13 protein-coding genes and 1 pseudogene are annotated in these 18,592 nt (G+C 68.4%); 3 read left to right on the top strand and 11 right to left on the bottom strand.

What is annotated here, in order from left to right:
- Positions 1-51 precede the first annotated feature (51 nt).
- The 4 genes and pseudogenes from ACWEKR_RS05685 to sucC all read right to left on the bottom strand — a co-directional run.
- Positions 52-1,425 (bottom strand): annotated as a pseudogene (locus tag ACWEKR_RS05685) (cell division protein PerM); the annotation flags it as partial.
- Between the two features lie 247 nt (positions 1,426-1,672).
- A complete protein-coding gene (locus ACWEKR_RS05680; RefSeq protein ID WP_452353492.1) occupies positions 1,673-2,737 on the bottom strand; it encodes a DUF5336 domain-containing protein in 1,065 nt (354 codons plus the stop codon).
- A gap of 441 nt (positions 2,738-3,178) precedes the next feature.
- Positions 3,179-4,093: a succinate--CoA ligase subunit alpha gene (gene sucD, locus ACWEKR_RS05675; protein ID WP_159842880.1), complete on the bottom strand. Its 915-nt coding sequence runs from the start codon at positions 4,091-4,093 to the stop codon at positions 3,179-3,181.
- 25 nt (positions 4,094-4,118) lie between these two features.
- Complete coding sequence (gene sucC, locus ACWEKR_RS05670; RefSeq protein ID WP_195085538.1) at positions 4,119-5,285, bottom strand: ADP-forming succinate--CoA ligase subunit beta; 1,167 nt, start codon at positions 5,283-5,285, stop codon at positions 4,119-4,121.
- 537 nt (positions 5,286-5,822) lie between these two features.
- On the opposite strand from sucC, the gene ACWEKR_RS05665 reads away from it, so the two are divergent.
- Positions 5,823-7,079 carry a M23 family metallopeptidase gene (locus ACWEKR_RS05665; RefSeq protein ID WP_452353491.1) on the top strand — a complete coding sequence of 419 codons (1,257 nt, stop codon included), beginning with the start codon at positions 5,823-5,825 and terminating at the stop codon, positions 7,077-7,079.
- Positions 7,080-7,261: 182 nt separating this feature from the next.
- On the opposite strand, the gene ACWEKR_RS05660 is transcribed toward ACWEKR_RS05665, so the two are convergent.
- From ACWEKR_RS05660 to pcrA, 4 genes are all read right to left on the bottom strand, one after another.
- On the bottom strand, positions 7,262-8,521 hold the full coding sequence (locus ACWEKR_RS05660; protein WP_452353490.1) for a helix-turn-helix domain-containing protein: 1,260 nt from the start codon (positions 8,519-8,521) through the stop codon (positions 7,262-7,264).
- A gap of 446 nt (positions 8,522-8,967) precedes the next feature.
- Positions 8,968-9,162: a hypothetical protein gene (locus ACWEKR_RS05655; protein ID WP_452353489.1), complete on the bottom strand. Its 195-nt coding sequence runs from the start codon at positions 9,160-9,162 to the stop codon at positions 8,968-8,970.
- Between the two features lie 48 nt (positions 9,163-9,210).
- Complete coding sequence (locus ACWEKR_RS05650) at positions 9,211-9,597, bottom strand: hypothetical protein (protein WP_452353795.1); 387 nt, start codon at positions 9,595-9,597, stop codon at positions 9,211-9,213.
- Between the two features lie 96 nt (positions 9,598-9,693).
- On the bottom strand, positions 9,694-12,279 hold the full coding sequence (gene pcrA / locus ACWEKR_RS05645; RefSeq protein WP_452353488.1) for a DNA helicase PcrA: 2,586 nt from the start codon (positions 12,277-12,279) through the stop codon (positions 9,694-9,696).
- 383 nt (positions 12,280-12,662) lie between these two features.
- Between pcrA and ACWEKR_RS05640 the strand changes: the two genes are divergently transcribed.
- A complete protein-coding gene (locus ACWEKR_RS05640) occupies positions 12,663-12,956 on the top strand; it encodes a chorismate mutase (protein WP_159843126.1) in 294 nt (97 codons plus the stop codon).
- A gap of 152 nt (positions 12,957-13,108) precedes the next feature.
- Here ACWEKR_RS05640 and ACWEKR_RS05635 read toward each other — a convergent pair whose 3' ends face one another.
- A complete protein-coding gene (locus tag ACWEKR_RS05635; RefSeq protein ID WP_452353487.1) occupies positions 13,109-14,299 on the bottom strand; it encodes a hypothetical protein in 1,191 nt (396 codons plus the stop codon).
- Positions 14,300-14,624: 325 nt separating this feature from the next.
- Positions 14,625-16,082: an NAD-dependent succinate-semialdehyde dehydrogenase gene (locus tag ACWEKR_RS05630; protein ID WP_452353486.1), complete on the bottom strand. Its 1,458-nt coding sequence runs from the start codon at positions 16,080-16,082 to the stop codon at positions 14,625-14,627.
- Positions 16,083-16,289: 207 nt separating this feature from the next.
- On the opposite strand from ACWEKR_RS05630, the gene pgi reads away from it, so the two are divergent.
- Positions 16,290-17,927, top strand: a complete 1,638-nt coding sequence (gene pgi, locus ACWEKR_RS05625; RefSeq protein ID WP_452353485.1) for a glucose-6-phosphate isomerase — start codon at positions 16,290-16,292, stop codon at positions 17,925-17,927.
- Between the two features lie 21 nt (positions 17,928-17,948).
- On the opposite strand, the gene ACWEKR_RS05620 is transcribed toward pgi, so the two are convergent.
- The gene (locus tag ACWEKR_RS05620) at positions 17,949-18,497 is read right to left on the bottom strand and encodes a potassium channel family protein (protein WP_452353484.1); all 549 of its coding nucleotides are present in this window, start codon (positions 18,495-18,497) and stop codon (positions 17,949-17,951) included.
- Between the last annotated feature and the right edge of the window lie 95 nt (positions 18,498-18,592).

Below are 18,592 nucleotides of genomic sequence, written 5' to 3'. Positions count from 1 at the left end.
ACTCCCTGATCGTTCGGATGGCGGACGGATGCGGCACCGCCGGGTTAGAGCCTAACGACCGTCCACCCGGTCACTGTCCGGCAGGTCCGCCTCGACCACCTCGGCGTCCACGATGTCGGCCCCGGCGTGGTCGTGGTACCGGACGCGGGTCTCGATCGCGGGCGGCTCGTCGACGAGTTCGGCGTCCAGCGGGCCCTCCAGCTCCGGCTGGTCGTGGTCGTAGTGGTCGTAGTGGTCGTCGTCGTAGTGGTCGTCGTCGTGGTAGTCGTCGTCCTCGTAGTAGTCGCGGTCGTCGTAATAGGCGTCGTCGTAGTCCGCGTCGTCCTCGTCGGAGTAATCGTCGTACGGATCGGCGTAGTCGCCCGGCGGGATGCCGACCGGCACGAGGAACCAGCGCGCGAAAGCGAGCCCCGCGTAGCCGGGAATCGCCAGCCAGGCGAACGCGACGAGGGTGAAGATTGGCAGGTCCAGGCCGACCCGGCCGACCTCGCCGAGTTGGCCGCCCGCGACCATCCCGGCCACCGTCAGCGCCAGCGCGGCGAGCGCGGCGGAGGTGACCGTGGCCCACGGTGCGGTGATCCGGTCGGTGGAGGTGCGCGCGAGGTCGAGCCCGCCGAGCACACCGACTGCCGCGGGGATGAGCAGCAATACCGGCCACCATCCCGCGGCGGGACCGGTCGGCACCGCGGCGAGCAACGGAAACGCCGGGATCGGGCCGCCGACCACCGAGAACACCCCGAAGGACGCCGCGCCGATCTGCGCGCTGGAACCGACCAGCACGCCGACGGTCTGGACGACCAAGTTCGGCAGGTAGGCCAGCGAGAGCAGGGTCAGCCCCACGACGCCACCGAAATCGCCCGCCGATCGGTACATCTCGCCCAGGCGTGGAATGTGGGCGAGGAAGGAGATCACCGCCACCGCCGTCGCGCACACCAACAGCCGCACCGTGGAGCGGCCGGCGCCGTAGAGGCCGGAGAGCGCCCAGTCGGGCAGGCGCAGCAGCGCGAACAGCCGCTGTCGCAGGCGGACCGCGATACCGATGGCGGCGGCCAGCAGATACAGCGCCGCGACCCACGCGAACGCGGCGAGGGTGTTCGGCGGTTGCAGCGCGACGACCCCGGAGGCGTCTTCGGTCACCGCGAGGCAGACGGAGGTGACCAGCAGCGGACCGCCCACCGCCGCGCCCACGATCCACCCGAGATCAGCCCGGGTGCACTGGGGTTCGACGGCGCGTGCGGATTCCCGCGCGGCCAGCCAGACCAGCAGGGCGGTCGGCAACAGTGGAAGCAGCCCGAGCGAGGTCTTGCCGATCACCAACGGCACCTGATGCACGGCCAACCAGGACGCGGCGACCGCGCCGGACGCGCCGTCGAGATCGCTGCCCGCCGCCAGCAGCGTGCCGAGCACGAGCACGACGAGCGCGGTCAGCCCGAAGGCGGACGGCCGGCCCGCGACGGCGATGAGCACCCTGGACCGCTCCGGGGTGAGCGACAGAAACCCGGCTTCCTCCGCATCGGGGTCCGGCTGCGAGGCGCGCGACCCGCCGATCCGGCGGGTCGAGGAGTTTCTGGAGGAGCTCATGGCATTTCAGCGTGGCATCCTCCCCGGCGTGCGCGGGTCAGGCGCGCCGCGGGCACGCGAGGGCCGCCCCGGGGAGGACGCCGCTGAATTCCTACTTGTTGTTGTCTTCCGAGGGGCGGAACGCCTGGGTGGCGTCCGACGAGGGGTCACCGCTCTGCTCGCCGCCGAACGGCTTGTTCTGCTGGCTCGGCTGGGCCTGCTGCTGACCGTAGCCCGGCGAACCATAGGGCGACTGCTGGCCGGACTGCTGCTGGCCGCCGAAGTGCTGGGTCGCGCTCTCGTCCGGGCGCGGCTGGGCGCCGTACGGCGAACCCGGCTGCTGGGCCGCGCCGTAAGCCGTGGTCGGCTGGCTCTGGCCGTACGGGGACTGCTGCTGACCGTAGGACTGGCCCTGCTGCGCCTGACCGTAGCCGGGCTGGCTCTGCCCGTACGGCGACTGCTGCCCCGCCTGGGACGGGAACTGCGGCGGCGCGGCCTGGGCGCCGTAGCCGGACTGGCCGTATGGGCTCGCACCGTAACCGGGCTGCCCTTGGCCGTAGGACTGCTGCTGTCCCGGTCCGTACGACGGCGGCTGCTGGCCGTAGCCACCCTGGCCGAAACCGCTCGGCGCGGTGGCCGGGCGCGGCGCGGGCGCCTTGAGGATGCCCGTCTCGAACAGCGTCGCGGCGATCGCCACGGCGGCCTGCACGAAGGCCAGCACGAGCAGGACGAACGCTCCCACCTCGAGCTCGCTGCCCTCACCGAAGTTGAACGACTGGAACAGCAGCGCGATGAAACCGGCGGTCGAAGCCGCGGCGGCCGCGCCGATCCAGTTCTGTTTCGGCAGCAACGACAGTCCGGCGAGCAGACCGCCGAGCAGCAGTATGCCGAGCAGCGGCGTACCGGAGGCCACCTCGAAGAGGTTGGCCGTCTCCTGCGCGCTGACCCGGCGGCCACCGACATCGATCGGCTTGCTGCCGAGGAACGGCAGGAAGCCGAGCAGGAAGTTGATCACGCCGAGCGCCGCTACGCCGACCACCAGGAAGAACGGCAGACCCTTGGCATCGGAACCGGTAGCGCTCGAACCTGAGGTGGCACCACCCGTGGCCGGGCTCTGGCTGGATGGTGCTGAGGGCGCGGGTGCGTTGTACCCGGAGCCCCCGGTCGGGTAGGACATGTCGTCGTCTCCTAAATCGAGTCGTACATGGTCTTCACGGCTGGATTACTTCTGACGCTACTGCACTCCCTCGCCCAGGTCATCCCGCCGCGACGGCCGGAACGAGCGGATTCGCCCATATTCCGGCAGGTCGCGGCAGGCGTCCGGCGCGGAGTCCGCAACGAGACCACCTACCGCTCTCAGAGACTGTTGCCCGCGATGGCACTTTTCACACCAGGTGGATTCTCAATGGCGGGGAATTCCCGGTGACGAGTCGATGAACCATCCGCCCGGCTCTGTCGTGTATTGAGCGAAGGGGAGCACCGAACCCCTGGCAGATCGACAATTCCGCGCGTGGTCGGTCCGGACGCTCGGCTGCTGCCCAAGCCTGAGCCCACCGCCACACATGACGAAGGCCGCCCCCCGAATTCGGAGGCGGCCTTCGTGCGCGCAGCAGAGTGATCAGGCGCTGATGCTGGCCTTCTCGAGGATCTCGCGAGCCAGCGCGGCGGTCTCGGACGGCGTCTTGCCGACCTTCACGCCCGCGGCCTCCAGCGCGTCCTTCTTCGCCTGGGCGGTGCCCGACGAACCGGACACGATGGCGCCCGCGTGGCCCATCGTCTTGCCCTCGGGGGCGGTGAAGCCCGCCACGTAGCCGACGACCGGCTTGGTGACGTTGGCCTTGATGTAGGCCGCGGCCCGCTCCTCGGCGTCGCCGCCGATCTCGCCGATCATCACGATCAGCTTGGTCTCCGGGTCCTTCTCGAACGCCTCGATGGCGTCGATGTGGGTGGTGCCGATGACCGGGTCGCCGCCGATGCCGATGGAGGTCGAGAAGCCGAAGTCGCGCAGCTCGTACATCATCTGGTAGGTCAGCGTGCCGGACTTGGAGACCAGGCCGATCGGGCCCTTGCCGGTGATGTTGGCCGGGGTGATGCCGACCAGCGACTCGCCCGGGGTGATGATGCCGGGGCAGTTGGGGCCGATGATCCGGGTCTTGTTGCCCTTCTCCACGTTGTAGGCCCACGCGTACGCGGTGTCCTGCACCGGGATGCCCTCGGTGATGACCACCAGCAGCGGGATCTCCGCGTCGATGGCCTCGATGATGGCGTCCTTGGCGAACTTCGGCGGCACGAACGCGATGGACACGTCGGCGCCGGTCTCCTTGATGGCCTCGGCGACGGTGCCGAACACCGGAAGCTCGACCGCGTTGCCTTCGGAGTCGGTGTGCGCGACGGTGGTGCCCGCCTTGCGCGCGTTCACGCCGCCCACGATCCGGGTGCCCGCCTTCAGCATCAGCGCGGTGTGCTTGGTGCCCTCGCCGCCGGTGATGCCCTGGACGATGACCTTGGAGTCCTTGTTCAGGAAGATAGACATTCTTTTCGTCCTTACTCGGCCGTCGTTATCGGGCGGCTGCCAGTTCGGCGGCCTTGTCGGCGCCTTCGTCCATTGTCTGCGCCAGTGTCACCAGCGGGTGCGCGGCGTCGGCCAGAATCTTGCGGCCCTCCTCGACGCGGTTGCCGTCCAGGCGGACGACCAGCGGCTTGTTGGCCTCGTCGCCGAGGATCTCCAGCGCCTTCACGATGCCGTTGGCGACCGCGTCACACGCGGTGATGCCACCGAACACGTTCACGAACACGCTCTTGACCTGGCTGTCGTTCAGGATGACGTCCAGACCGGCGGCCATCACCTCGGCCGAGGCGCCGCCACCGATGTCCAGGAAGTTGGCCGGCTTCACGCCGCCGTGGCCCTCGCCCGCGTAGGCGACGACGTCCAGGGTGGACATGACCAGACCGGCGCCGTTGCCGATGATGCCGACCTCGCCGTCGAGCTTGACGTAGTTGAGGTCGTTCTCCTTGGCCTTGAGCTCCAGCGGGTCGGTCGCGTCCTTGTCCGCGAACGCCTCGTGCTCCGGGTGCCGGAATCCGGCGTTCTCGTCGAGGGTGACCTTGCCGTCCAGAGCGAGGATCTCGTCCTGCGGGGTGCGCACCAGCGGGTTGACCTCCACCAGGGTGGCGTCCTCCGCGACGAACACCTCCCACAGCTTCTGGATGGTCACGGCGGCGGCGTCCAGCACGTCGGCGGGCAGGTGGCCCTGCTCGGCGATCGAACGCGCGAACGCCAGATCGACGCCCTTGACCGCGTCGACCGGGACCTTCGCCAGCCGCTCCGGCTTGGTCGCGGCGACCTCTTCGATCTCCATGCCGCCCTCGACCGAGCACATGGCCAGGTAGGTCCGGTTGGCCCGGTCCAGCAGGAAGGAGATGTAGTACTCCTCCGCGATGTCCTTGGCCTCGGCGACAAGGATCTTCTTGGTGATGTGGCCCTTGATGTCCAGGCCGATGATGTTCTGCGCGTGCGTGAGCGCGTCGTCCGGGGTCGCGGCGTACTTGACGCCACCGGCCTTACCACGGCCGCCGGCCTTCACCTGGGCCTTGATCATCACCGGCTTGCCGATTTCGGCCGCGATGGCGCGGGCGTCCTCGGCCGTGTCCGTGACGCGGCCCTCCGACGAAGGCACTCCGTGCTTAACGAAGAGCTCCTTCGCCTGATATTCGAAGAGATCCATGTACTCACCGTCTCGTCTGCGTTGCGATGACAACGTCTTTGTTGGCGGCCCGACGTCGGAAGCGGGTCGGGTCGGACTCTAACCAGTCACATGGAGGGCCAATCGGCCACGTTCATCCTAAGTGGCGCAGGTCACCCGGTGGCGTCCGGACCGGCAAAACCGCTGGCCAACGCTACTGGCGAGTAGGTTGCCGACACCGCGCCAGGTAGAGCGGGCGAACCCGGGAGCGGCCCCGATCTACTACGAATTGTCGTTGGAAGACCTCTCCGGAGTGCCCATACAACAGTGAGTTATTCCGCGGGCTAAGCGTGATCAATCTCACATGTTTGTTACGGACCAGGCGCACCGCTTGTCGCCGCTCAATCATTTCGTTACCGTCAATGCGGTCGATGTCACAACACGGTCACGACTAGGAGGACGGCAAGCTTTGACGCAGCACAGCGCTCCGCAGATGGAGAGCCGCTCCGCATTCGACCGATCGACGCCGCTGGTCAGGCGGCTTCCGAGTTCCACCAGCTTCACGATGTGGCACCGCCGATGAACCACAGCTCCACCTTCGCTCCCACTGATCGCTCACGGACGGGACATCGTTACCGTCCCGACGACGAGCCCTTCGCCCCGAGCGGACACGCCGAACCCTCGTTCGACCAGCACCACGCCGGGTACGAAGCCGCGCCGCAGGCGCAGTACGACTACTTCCAGGCCACCGGCGCCGGCTACGGCTACGACGCGGAACAGCCCGTCCACGACGCGGGCTACGAGCAGCCGGCCTATCAGAGCGCGGCCGCCGACGACTCCTGGGCCACGAACAACGCGTGGGCGCAACAGAATTGGGCGCAGCAGGAGACCTGGTCCGACGGCGGCGCCTGGAATGCAGGCGACGCGTGGGCCGAACAGGAGGCCTGGGCGCCCGACGAGCAGTCCTGGGTGTCCGACACCGGCTGCTGGGCCCCCGAGGAGTCCTGGGCGACCGAGACCGCCGAGCCCGAGGCTCCCGAGGAGCCGCGCACCCCCGCTCTGCCGACCGTCATCCCCGGGCGCCGTGCCGCGAACAAGCGTGGCGGCGCGCATCGGGTCGCCGCGCCGCCCGCCGCGCTGAAGGGGCGCGCGGCAGTCGCCGCTGTCGCCGCGGGTGCGGTCGTCGCGGCCGGGCAGGCCGCGTTCGCCTCGCCCGAGCAGGCGTCGCAGGCGGTGGACTACGAAGCCGCGGGTCAAATCCACGAGATCGCCGCGCAGTCGATGAACGTGGCCGACCCGACGGCGGCGCCGGACTCCCCCCAGGTGCTGAACGTCTCCTCGCCCGCGCACCTCGATCAGTTCAACGACATGCTGCAGAAGGGCCAGAAGTACGCCGACGATCTCGCCGCCCAGGAGGCCGCGAAGCTTCGCCCGCTCTTCCACAAGTTCTTCGCCGCGGGCACCTTCACCTCCGGATTCGGCGCCCGCTGGGGCGTGCAGCATCTCGGCATCGACATCGCGGGCCCGATCGGCACCCCGATCTACGCCGTCGCCGACGGCACCGTGATCGAGGCCGGTCCCGCCTCGGGCTTCGGCATGTGGGTCCGCCTGTTGCACGACGACGGCACCGTCACCATCTACGGCCACATCGACACCGCCACGGTGTCCCAGGGCCAGCGCGTGCTCGCCGGTGATCAGATCGCCACGATCGGCAACCGCGGATTCTCCACCGGCCCGCACTGCCACTTCGAGGTCTGGCTGAACGGCGTCGACAAGGTAGACCCACTGCCCTGGCTGGCCACCCGCGGCATCAGTCTCGGCCCGCAGCGCGACTGACCAGGTGGCCCGGGCGGACTGCTCCGCACCGCATCCAACTCCGGCACGCCGACGCCCGCCGGAGGCATGCCCAGTGGATCCGAACTGGCAACTATCGAGCAATCGGGTCATGGACCGTCTTCGACGCGCTGCGCGCTGTCACGTTGCCGTGCTGGCGAGCAAGTCCGTAGCGACCTTCCTTGTCAGGAGGCAGGCCCCCGTCCGTCCCCGTGCGGGGATCGCATGGCCTCGGTGAACAGTTCGGGGGCGGTGCGACGAATCTTGGCCAAGGCGATGTCGGCACGGGCCGAGTCGACGGCGTGCAGTACAGGTACGGCGGCCCGCCACATGTCGACGGCGGCGGTGTGCTTGCCGAGCTTCCAGCGCAGTAGGCCCGTTTCGGCGGCGGTGAGCGCCCACACCCGGGCGTGGGTCTGGGGATTCCATATGTGGGTGGCCAGTTCGTAATAGCGTTCGGCATTGGCGAGGTCACCCAGAGCGAGAAATGTCTTCGCGGTCTGATCCACAGCCGTGCCCTTGTTGGGACACCACATCGACACCCAACGCGGTTGTTCGCTGGTGAGGTCCGGGGTTACGTGTGGTTCGGCAGCCCTCAGGGCCGCCAGCGCCCCGCCCCGGTCGCCGGTTTCGGCACAACAGCGGGCGACGGCGATAGTCAGCAAAATCGTTGCATCCGGTGCGAGTTGGCCGCCGTCCCGAGTCACGGCCGCTTCGGCGAGGGCGGGACTGAATCTCGGCTGGCCGATGTCGGTGCCTTGCATGGCCAGAATGCGCAGCACCCAGGCTTCTTGGCCGGGCGTCTGGCCTTCTTCCGCCAGACGCAATGCCGAGAGGAAGTACCGCTGGGCTATACCGTCCTCCCCCGCGTCGTGCGCTTTGAAACCCGCCAGATAAGCCAGCTCGGCCGCAGAGCTGAACGCGGCAGAGCGGACCGTCGAATCGGCGAAGCGTGACCGCAGCAGTGAGGCCACATCGGTACTCAGGAACTCCGCGACGGCGGTGCGGCCGATTCCGCCGCCCTTGACCTCGTCCAGACGCAAGAAAGCGTCGGTGATCCCCTGTACGGCGCGGACTTCCGTCATGCCGACGTGCGAAGAGTCGTCGACTCGGATCAATCGGGCCATGTCCGACTGCGACACCAGCGCTGTCGCGGAGAGCGCCGCGCTGTAGACAGAGGTGCGCAGGAACGACCGCCGGTCGACGTCCGCGCGGCCCAACATACTGACCAGTGTGACAGGGTCGCAGGTCATTTCGCCGCATGCGCGCAGGTAGGCCGCGACCACATCGGCGGAGGCGACGCGTGTTCCCGTCTCCACATGGCCCAAGTAGCTGCGCGAGAACGGTATTCGCGCCGCCAGTTCCGCCAGCGACAACCCCGCCGCCTGCCTGGCGGCTCGCAGACGTTCCCCGATGTCAGGAGGAAACCCCCCGTCCGTCCCCATGCGTGCATGGTAGGCGGATCAGTAGACGCGTTGTAGCCGTTTTCCCAGTCCAGAGTGGAGTTTTCCGCGCGATGCTTGCAGCCGCACCCACCCGGCGGGCGCGTCCCTCCCTGCCGGAGCGGACGCACCGCAAGCCGTGAGCGGCTCGCGGTGACCATCACCCCGCCGGGTGGCGTGCGCCCAAACGACAAGCGAGTACAGCAGGGGTGAAACGCGGTGGGGTTCGACTGGTGGCGAGACGGCGAGCAAGACGACATGTCGGCGCAAGCGATTATCGATCGGGTGGCGGCCGAGTGGCGTGCCGCACGGCAACGCGAACGGATCAGCGCCGAGCAGCCCGACGCCGGAATGTGGCCTACCGGGTGGCCGCACGAGGCTCCGGAAGCTCCATTGAGCGTTGCCGAAGCGCACCTGACCATGCAGCGCCACAGGGCATGCCGAGCCGATCAATGCCCACGCAAGGCGGCGGCCCGGCAGACGCTCATCGATGCCGGGCGGATGAAGCCGGACACTTCACGTGAGCCACGCTGAACGGTTGCGATCGTGACCGTTTCCGCGCGGTCGGCCGCGACTCGGCGGGCGGCCGCGACTCGGCGGGCGGCGGCGACCACGGATTCGGCTCGGTCGAGCGAGATCGTCATGGATTCAGAATGACGTACCACCGGCAGAACCGGCCGCTGCGATCGCGCCTAAGGCGCTGCGGCGATCGCGAGGCCGACCAACGCGATGACCTTGGCGACTTCCAGGCCGATGTACCAGTAGTGCGCGTGGGAGCGCGGCAGGTCCTCGCCCGCCAGGACGCGATCGGACCGGCGGGTCAGCGGCGGGCGCACCACCACGATCTGAACGGCCAGTGTCATCGCGGCGACGCCCAACCACACCCACGTGGTTGTACCGGGGCCGACGATCAGTGCCGCGAGGATCAGCAGCGCGGCCAGCACGGCCTCGGCGATGTTCAGCGCGCGGAACACCAAGCGGCCGATGCCGAGACCCAGCGGCAGCGTGACGCCGGGAGCGCGGAACTTCAGCGGCGCCTCCAGGAACGAGATGGCCAGCACCATGCCGAGCCAGAGCATGGGCAGGAACCACAGGAGATGCTGTGCGATCGAATCCACGTCGCGGACCCTACCGGCGCGAGGCGAACGCGGGCAGGGTCCAAAGGCCCGCGCGGGTCAGAGCTTGACCAAGGTCCGGCTGTACTGCGGGATCAATCGGATCTTGCCCGCGGTGCCGAAATCGATGGTCACCGTGGCCAGGGGGCCGAAGCCCTCCGCGGCGATCACGCGGCCGAGACCGTACTTGTCGTCGCTGACCCGATCGCCCACCGCGAGAACCAGGTTCGTGTTGTTGCGGGTCGCGCCGCCGGGAGCCGGCCTGCGCGGCCCGCGGTCCCGCAGGCCGGGCCGCGGCTCCGACCATCCGTCGCCGCGCGTCCAGTCCCGCTCCAACCCGTCGTCGTCCCCGCCACGCCGCCGGATGCCGCGCGTCCCGGGCGAGCCGGCGGGCTCGAGCCTGCGCCAATCGATGAGATGCCCCGGAATCTCTTGCAAGAATCGCGATTCCGGGTTCGACACCGGCTGGCCCCAGCCGGAACGCACCACCGCACGCGTCAGATACAGGCGCTGCCGCGCCCTGGTGATGCCGACGTAGGCGAGGCGGCGTTCCTCGGCCAGCTCGGTCGGATCGCCGAGCGCCCGCATGTGCGGGAACTGCCCGTCCTCCCAGCCCGTCACGAACACCACGGGGAATTCCAGGCCCTTGGCGGTGTGCAACGTCATCATCGTGACCACGCCGGAGCCCTCGTCCGGAATCTGATCGGTATCCGCGACCAGCGAGACGCGCTCCAGGAACGCGGCGAGCGAACCGGGCTCCGGCTCCCCTTCGCCGACCTCGGGCAGCAGCCCCTCCTGCCGGGCCGCTTCCGCGTTGTTGTGCGCCTCGGAGCTGAACTCCCGCGCGACGCTGACCAACTCGTTGAGGTTGTCCAGCCGCGCGCCGTCCTGCGGGTCGTCGGACGCTTCCAGTTCGGCGCGATAACCGGTGCGCTCGAGCACCGCCTCCACGACGTTGCCCACGTCGGGAAAGTCGGAGTCGTCTCGCTCACCCGCCGCCCGGATGTCGTCGAGCAGATCGAGGAAGGCCGCGATGGCTCGCTGCGCGCGCGTGTTCAGCAGCGCCACCTTGCCTTCGGCGGCGTCGCGCAGCGCGGCGGCGAAACCGATCCCGCGCTGCTCGGCATGGACCGCCACACAGGCTTCGGCCCGGTCGCCGATGCCGCGGCGCGGCGTGTTCAGGATGCGGCGCATGCTCACCGCGTCCTCCGGGTTCTCCAGCACCCGCAGGTAGGCGACGATGTCGCGCACTTCTTTGCGCTCGTAGAAGCGCACGCCGCCGACCACCTTGTAGGGCAAGCCCATCCGGATGAAGATCTCTTCCAGCGCGCGGGAGTTGTTGTTGGTGCGATAGAACACCGCGACGTCGCCGTAGTTGGCCTCGCCCTGGTCGACCAGCCGGTCGATCTCGCGGGCGACGAACGACGCCTCGTCGTGCTCGTTGTCGGCGACGTAGCCGGTGATCAGATCGCCCTCGCCGGAATCGGTCCACAGCTTCTTGTCCCGCCGGTTCTCGTTACGCGAGATCACCGCGTTGGCGGCGGAGAGGATGTGCTGGGTGGAGCGGTAGTTCTGCTCCAGCAGGATGGTTTCGGCGTCGGGGAAGTCGCGCTCGAACTCCTCGATATTGCGGATGGTCGCGCCGCGGAAGGCGTAGATGGACTGGTCGGCGTCGCCCACCACGCACAGTTCGCTCGGCGGCACCCGGTCCTCGGCCCCCTCTTCCACGTGGTGGCCGACCAGCTCGCGAACCAGGACGTACTGCGCGTGGTTGGTGTCCTGGTACTCGTCCACGAGCACGTGCCGGAACCGGCGGCGGTAATACTCGGCGACCTGCGGGTGGTTCTGCAGCAGCGCCACCGTCTCGCCGATGAGGTCGTCGAAGTCGAGCGCGTTCGCCGAGCGCAGCCTGCGCTGATACTCGGTGTAGACCTTGGCCACCAGGCCGGGCAGCTCCGTGTCGTCCGATTCCGCGTCCGCGGTGGCCCGGGCCGGATCGATGAGTTCGTTCTTCAGGTTCGAGATCGCGGTCGCGAGCAGGCGTGCCGAGTACTTCTTGGGGTCGATGTCCAGGTCGCGGCTGATCATGGTGAGCAGGCGCCGCGAATCGTCCGCGTCGTAGATCGAGAAGTTGGAGTTCAGCCCGGGCAGCAGCGCGGCCTGGGTGCGCAGGATGCGCACGCAACTGGAGTGGAAGGTGGACACCCACATGCTGTTCGCGCGCGGACCCACCAGCCCGGTCACCCGCTCTCGCATCTCCGCGGCGGCTTTGTTGGTGAACGTGATGGCGAGCACTTGGCCCGGGGTGACGCCGCGAGCGGCCAGCAGATAGGCGATGCGGCGGGTGAGCACGGCGGTCTTGCCCGAGCCCGCGCCCGCCACGATGAGCAGCGGAGACCCCGTGTGCACGACCGCCGCGCGCTGCTGCGGATTCAGGCCGTCGAGCAGCCGTTCGGCCTCCTCGGCCCGACGCTGCGCACGCTCGGCGCGCTGCCGCTCGCGCTCGACGTCCGTCGGCGGCGCCTCCGGAATGGCGGCAGGCTGCGACCCCTCCGCTGCGTTACCGCCGGCGAACTGCGGTTTCGAGTTCGGATCCGGGTGCACGACCCGACCGGCCTGCGTCTTGGGAGCCACCGTGATGTCCATCGCCCATCCACGCTACCGGCGGCCACCGACAGAGATGAAGCCCCGGGTGACATCGGTATCGGTTCGGCGCCGGCGGACTGAACGGCGGATGAACTCCCCCTGGTGGGAAGCACCGGCGAAACGACCTGCGTTTCTCGCGCGATTGCCAAACGTATACGTTTTGCATACCCCCCAGCCCGTGGCACACTGGCGACATGCTCAGCGTCTTCGCAAGACATCCGACTCGGCTGCCAGCCGGACGCCGGGTTCGCGGAGCCTGTACCTGAGCGCACCTTCTGGGGGGACAATCAAGGCCCCACCAGGTCTGTTTCACGGTGAAAGAACTGGTCGGTAACGAGCCGCGAGCACGCGCCGATCGATGTTCTGACACGAGGAGATGAATGATGAGCACCCCTGCCACGACGACCGGATCCGAGTCCGCGCTGCCGCAGACCGAGGCCGAGATCGACAAGCTCCGCAAGGAGATCGACCGCCTCGACGCGGAGATCCTGGCTGCGATCAAGCGTCGGACGGAAGTCTCCCGGATCATCGGCCGGACGCGCATGGCGTCGGGCGGGCCGCGCCTGGTGCACAGTCGCGAGATGAAGGTGCTGGAGCGTTTCAGCGAGCTCGGCCAGGAAGGCCACACTCTCGCCATGCTGCTGCTTCGCCTCGGCCGCGGCCGGCTCGGCCACTGAACTGAGAGCCACGCGGCGCGCTCGCGAGACCGTCGCTTCCGAATAGGCCGCCCCGGGTGTAATTCACCCCGGGGCGGTCGCTTCATGTCCGCCTACCATCCGGGGCGGAAGGTTCCGAGACCGTCGGCTCGGTGAATGGTGCCCCACCGACGCTATCCGGGATCCACGGCCGGTCCATCACCTGCGGCGGAATCGTTCAGTACCCGCAGGTCGGCCCTCAGCTCGGCTTCGATCGGTTCGGCATACGAGCGCATAACGGGATGCACCTGGCGAAGATGCTCCAGGTCTTGACTCGTCCGTTCGATCGCGGCCGCTCGTTCCGCGGGGCTGCCCTCCGCCGCGATCGTGCGGTTGTCCAGCACCCGCCAATCTATTCCGGATCGGTCCAACGCCTCTCGCATGGCCGCACTGGGCGGCTGGTGCAACCCGATGAAATCTATGTCTGCGGTCGTCAGATCGAACATCTGGGCTTCGAAGAAATGGCCGGCGCGAAAATCCGCTCCGAGATAGTCACGGCCGATCGGAGCGAGATCGTGCACTCCGGCGCCATAGGAGTATTCCGATGGGTTGTCTATGGGGGAGGGTATCGCCCGCTCCCTCTCCACCAGCGAGTCACCGAACGTGATGGTCGTTCTCGACCGGACCTCCGGCTTCAGGTAGATCTGATTGTCGCCGTAGTTCAGCTCCGACAACGCATCGATCATGCCGACTTGTGATGGGCGCACTCCATCCACGGCGACGTAGCCGTAGACGGGCGGGTTGTCATGGACGTGCGGGCCGAACCACTCTTCTTCGGCATGGGCGCGATTGCCCACGGGGTTGCGGATGCCCCTGATTCGCCCTTCCGCGAGGATCGCCAGGAGTTTGTCTTCGCGGACACGAATAGCCAACGGCTTCCCGTCCAGCGCGTCCTTCAGCTCTCGCCGCATCTGCTCACGAAACTCGGCGCTGTCCCGGCCGAGGGAAGCCGCTGTTTCGTCGATTCTTCTGTCGATGATGGCGTATTGCTCCAGCCGGGACAGCCGACGGTGGGCTATGAGGTCATACAATTCCTCGTCGGTCGGTCCGCTCTCGCCGAAACGTCGATTCAGTTCGGCGTCGAGTCTCTGTACAGCCTGGGCCAACGACGCTCGGTCCGGCGGCGGGGGGCACAAATCCCGCCCGGCATCGCCGCCTGCCGCACGTCGGATCGCGAGCTCACCGTCGGCGTCGCCGTGCGTGTGCGCATCGATGACTTGGCGGGAAGCGCGGGCTGCGCCCGATTTCATGCCCGCGACGCCCTCGGCTTCCCTCTTGGTCAGCCGTTTCAAAGCGTCCACGACCTGCAACGCGGCTCTGACCACGCCGTTGCTCAATCGAGCATCACCAGCACCTGCGCCCTCTCGCAATCAGCCCACTCGGCGGAACCAAGGCCGAGGCTAGTGTCGATGATGCATCAAGTCGCCCCCCGAAAGCACGGGGCACAGACAGTTGGGGTTCGGAGCAGACCCGCCCAGCTGCGCGCCCCCGAGCATGCTGAACCCACCTGGGCCGTCCGGTCGGCACCGGACCGACCGACGCAGATCTCGGGTCGGCCGAACTCCACGGGTGAGAGCCGCCGACCGGCACGATTCAACCCTCAGGTGCGCGACCGATCGCCTTCGGTAGCGCGGAACCCGCGGCACTCTCTCACGTGAGCGCGATGTACTTCGTGGACAGGTACTCCTCGATCCCCTCCGTGCCGCCCTCCCGGCCGAAGCCGGACTCCTTGACGCCGCCGAAGGGGGCGGCTGGGTCGGAGATGACGCCGCGGTTGACGCCGACCATGCCGGATTCCAGGCCCTCGGCGATCCGCAGGGCGCGGTCGAGGTCGCGGGTGTAGACGTAGCTGACCAGTCCGAATTCCGTGTCGTTGGCGGCGGCGAGCCCTTGCTCCTCGGTGTCGAAGCCGACGATCGGGGCGACCGGGCCGAACACCTCCTCGCGCAGGATCCTTGCCTGTGGCGGCACGTCGCTCAGGACCGTCGCCGGGTAGAACCAGCCCGGGCCTGCGGGCGCCTTGCCGCCGATCAGCACCCGCGCGCCCTTCGCCACGGCGTCGTCGACCAACTCACCGACCGTACGCAGTTGCTCCTCGCTGATCAGCGGGCCCAGCGTGGTGTCCGGATCGGTGCCCGGCCCGAGCCGCACGCTGCTCTCCATCGCCTCGACCAACTTGGTGGTGAACTCCTCGAGCACGCTGTTGTGCACGTGGAAACGGTTGGCGGCGGTGCACGCCTCCCCGCCGTTGCGCAGTTTGGCCAGCATCGCGCCCTGCACGGCGGCGTCGACGTCGGCATCACCGAACACCACGAACGGCGCGTTGCCGCCGAGTTCCATCGAGGTGCGCAGCAACCGGTTCGCGGATTTCTCCACCAGTTTCTTGCCCACCTCGGTGGAGCCGGTGAAGGTGAGCTTGCGCAGCCGGGAATCGTCGAGCAGCGGTTGGGTCACCGCGCCGGAGCGGCTGGAGGTGAGCACCGACAGCACGCCGTCGGGCAATCCCGCCTCGCTGCACAGCCGGGCCAGCAGCAGCATGGTCAACGGCGTCGCCGAAGCGGGCTTGACGATCATCGTGCAGCCCGCGGCCAGCGCCGGGCCGATCTTGCGCGTGCCCATCGCGAGCGGGAAGTTCCACGGCGTGATCGCCAGACACGGGCCGACCGGCTGCTTGTGCACCATGATCCGACCGGTGCCCGAAGGCGCGTGCAGGTAACGCCCGTGCACCCGGGCGGCCTCCTCGCTGAACCAGCGGAAGAATTCCGCACCGTAGCGCACCTCGTTGCGGCTCTCCGGCAGCGCTTTGCCCATCTCCAGGGTCATCAGCAGGGCGAACTCCTCCGCGCGGGCGGTGATCCGCTCGAACACCGCGCGCAGGATCTCGCCGCGCTCCCTGGCGGGCGTGGCCGCCCACGAGTCCTGCGCCGCGACGGCCGCGTCGAGCGCGCGCAGCGCGTCTTCCGGCGTCGCGTCCGCGACATTCGTCAGCACTTCGCCGGTCGCGGGATTGTGCACCGGGAAGGTACCCGCCCCGGTGGCGTCGACCGGCCGTCCACCGATCCACAACTGCGTCGGCACGGATTCGAGAAGTTCACGTTCGGACACCATGACGCCAGCCTATGCCTCCCCGCCGCCGGTACAGCGGGAACGCGCGCCACCGCGACCCGGGGCCGCCACGGCGTGTCGCGGGCGCTCGCCACCGGGCGAGTCCGGTGTGGCCCAGGCGATTTTCACCTCGGCATCGGCGCAGGTCCGGCCGACTCTCCGGGCACGCGCCCGTGCGCGCGACGGTGCCTGCTTGTACTCTCGGCGAACGTGAGCAGCGACATCACCGCGACGGCGGCATGGCGGAAACTGCACGATCACCACGGCACCGTCGCGGGACGACACCTCAGGGAGTTCTTCGCCGACGATCCGGCTCGAGGCGGCGAGCTGACCGTCCAGGTGGCGGACCTGCACATCGACTACAGCAAGCACCGCGTGAACCGGGAAACCCTGCATCTGCTGGTGGAATTGGCCCGCGAGGCGGGCGTGCCCGAGCGGCGCGACGCGATGTTCCGCGGCGAGCACATCAACACCTCCGAGGACCGCGCGGTCGGCCACGTCGCGCTGCGGCTGCCCGAAGGCTCGACCATGATCATCGACGGCGTCGACGCGGGCGCCGAGGTGCATCGGGTGCTGCGGCGGATGGGCGAGTTCACCGACGCGCTGCGCTCCGGGGCGTGGCGCGGGGCGACCGGCGAGCGCATCACGACGGTGGTCAACATCGGCATCGGCGGGTCGGACCTGGGTCCGGTCATGGTGCACCAGGCGCTGCGGCACTACGAGGACGCTGGCATCGGCGCGCGGTTCGTCTCCAACGTCGATCCCGCCGACCTGGTCGCGAAACTGGACGGGCTCGATCCGGCCACCACGCTGTTCATCGTCGCGTCCAAGACCTTCTCCACCCTGGAGACGCTCACCAACGCGACCGCGGCCCGGCGCTGGCTGGTCGCCGCGCTCGGCGAAGACGCCGTGGCCAAGCACTTCGTCGCGGTGTCCACCAATGCCGAGCGGGTCGCGAAGTTCGGGATCGACACCGACAACATGTTCGGCTTCTGGGATTGGGTCGGCGGCCGGTATTCGGTGGCCTCGGCGATCGGCCTGTCGGTGATGGCGACCATCGGCAAGGAGCGCTTCGCCGAGTTCCTCGCGGGCATGCACGCGGTGGACCGGCATTTCGCCGAGGCGCCGCTGGAGGCCAACGCCCCGGTGCTGCTCGGGCTGCTCGGCGTCTGGTATTCGAATTTCTTCGGCGCGGAATCGCACGCCGTGCTGCCGTATTCGAACGATCTCGCTCGTTTCCCCGCCTACCTGCAGCAGTTGACCATGGAGTCCAACGGGAAGTCGGTCCGCGCCGACGGTACCCCGGTCACCACCGCCACGGGTGAGATCTTCTGGGGTGAGCCGGGCACCAACGGTCAGCATGCCTTCTACCAGTTGCTGCACCAGGGCACCCGGCTCGTCCCGGCGGACTTCATCGGATTCGCGCAGCCCACCGATGATCTGGCGACCAGCGACGGCACCGGCAGCATGCACGACATCCTGATGAGCAACCTGTTCGCGCAGACCAAGGTGCTCGCGTTCGGCAAGACCGCCGAGGAGATCGCCGCGGAGGGCACCGATCCGGCGATCGTGCCGCACAAGGTGATGCCGGGCAACCGTCCGTCCACCACCATCCTCGCGCCGCGGCTCACCCCGTCCGTCGTCGGCCAGCTCATCGCGCTCTACGAGCACCAAGTCTTCGTGGAGGGCACGATCTGGGGCATCGACAGCTTCGATCAGTGGGGTGTCGAACTGGGCAAGCAGCAGGCGCTCGCCCTGGCCCCGCTGCTCACGGCGGCGGAAGAGCCTCAGGCACAGGACGACTCGTCGACCGACTCACTGATTCGCTGGTACCGCGCGCACCGCTGAGCCCGTCCCGGGTCGGCAGCGTCAGTCGGCGCCGCCGGCCGGGCGGTTGCGCTGAGCCTCGTCCAACTGCTGAATGATGTGCGAGGTCGAGATCGCGATCAGGATGCCGATGACGCCGAGGTCGAATGCGACCTGCACCATGGTGGCCACTTTCGCGGCGGGACCGACCGCGTGCACGTCGCCGTAGCCAATCGTGCCCAGCGTGACAATCGTGTAGTAGAGCGCGTCGGTCCGCGTGTGCAGGCCTTCGAACTGGCCGGGAGCGCGCAGTTCCAGCACGTAGTAGTAGAGGGCGAAGAACGTCACGACGACGCAGACCACGAGCAGCACGTCGTTGATCCGCCCGGCGGTCGCGCGGGGGTCCCGGATGTACCGCCGGATGCGCCACCGGGCCAGCCAGATGAGCCCGGCGACGCCGACGACGAACGCGACCAACGCAGCTACGCCGGACAGCCGATCGAAGGACACCGTCTCCAGCGGCAGGAAGTAGTAGAAGAGCAGAGCGCACACCACGGCCAGCAAATTGTGCAGGGCCCGTGAAAGTCTGCCGACTGCGCGATTCTCCGTCATACCTCCATCATCAGCCCAGGTAAAGCACTGCGCCGTGGCACGCGCCGGAGGACGAGAGGTCACCTTCGAATGCGCGGATGGATGCGTGTCATGTG

This window comes from Nocardia sp. NPDC004573 (genome assembly GCF_053602135.1).
This window is presented reverse-complemented; position numbering and strand designations above follow the sequence as displayed.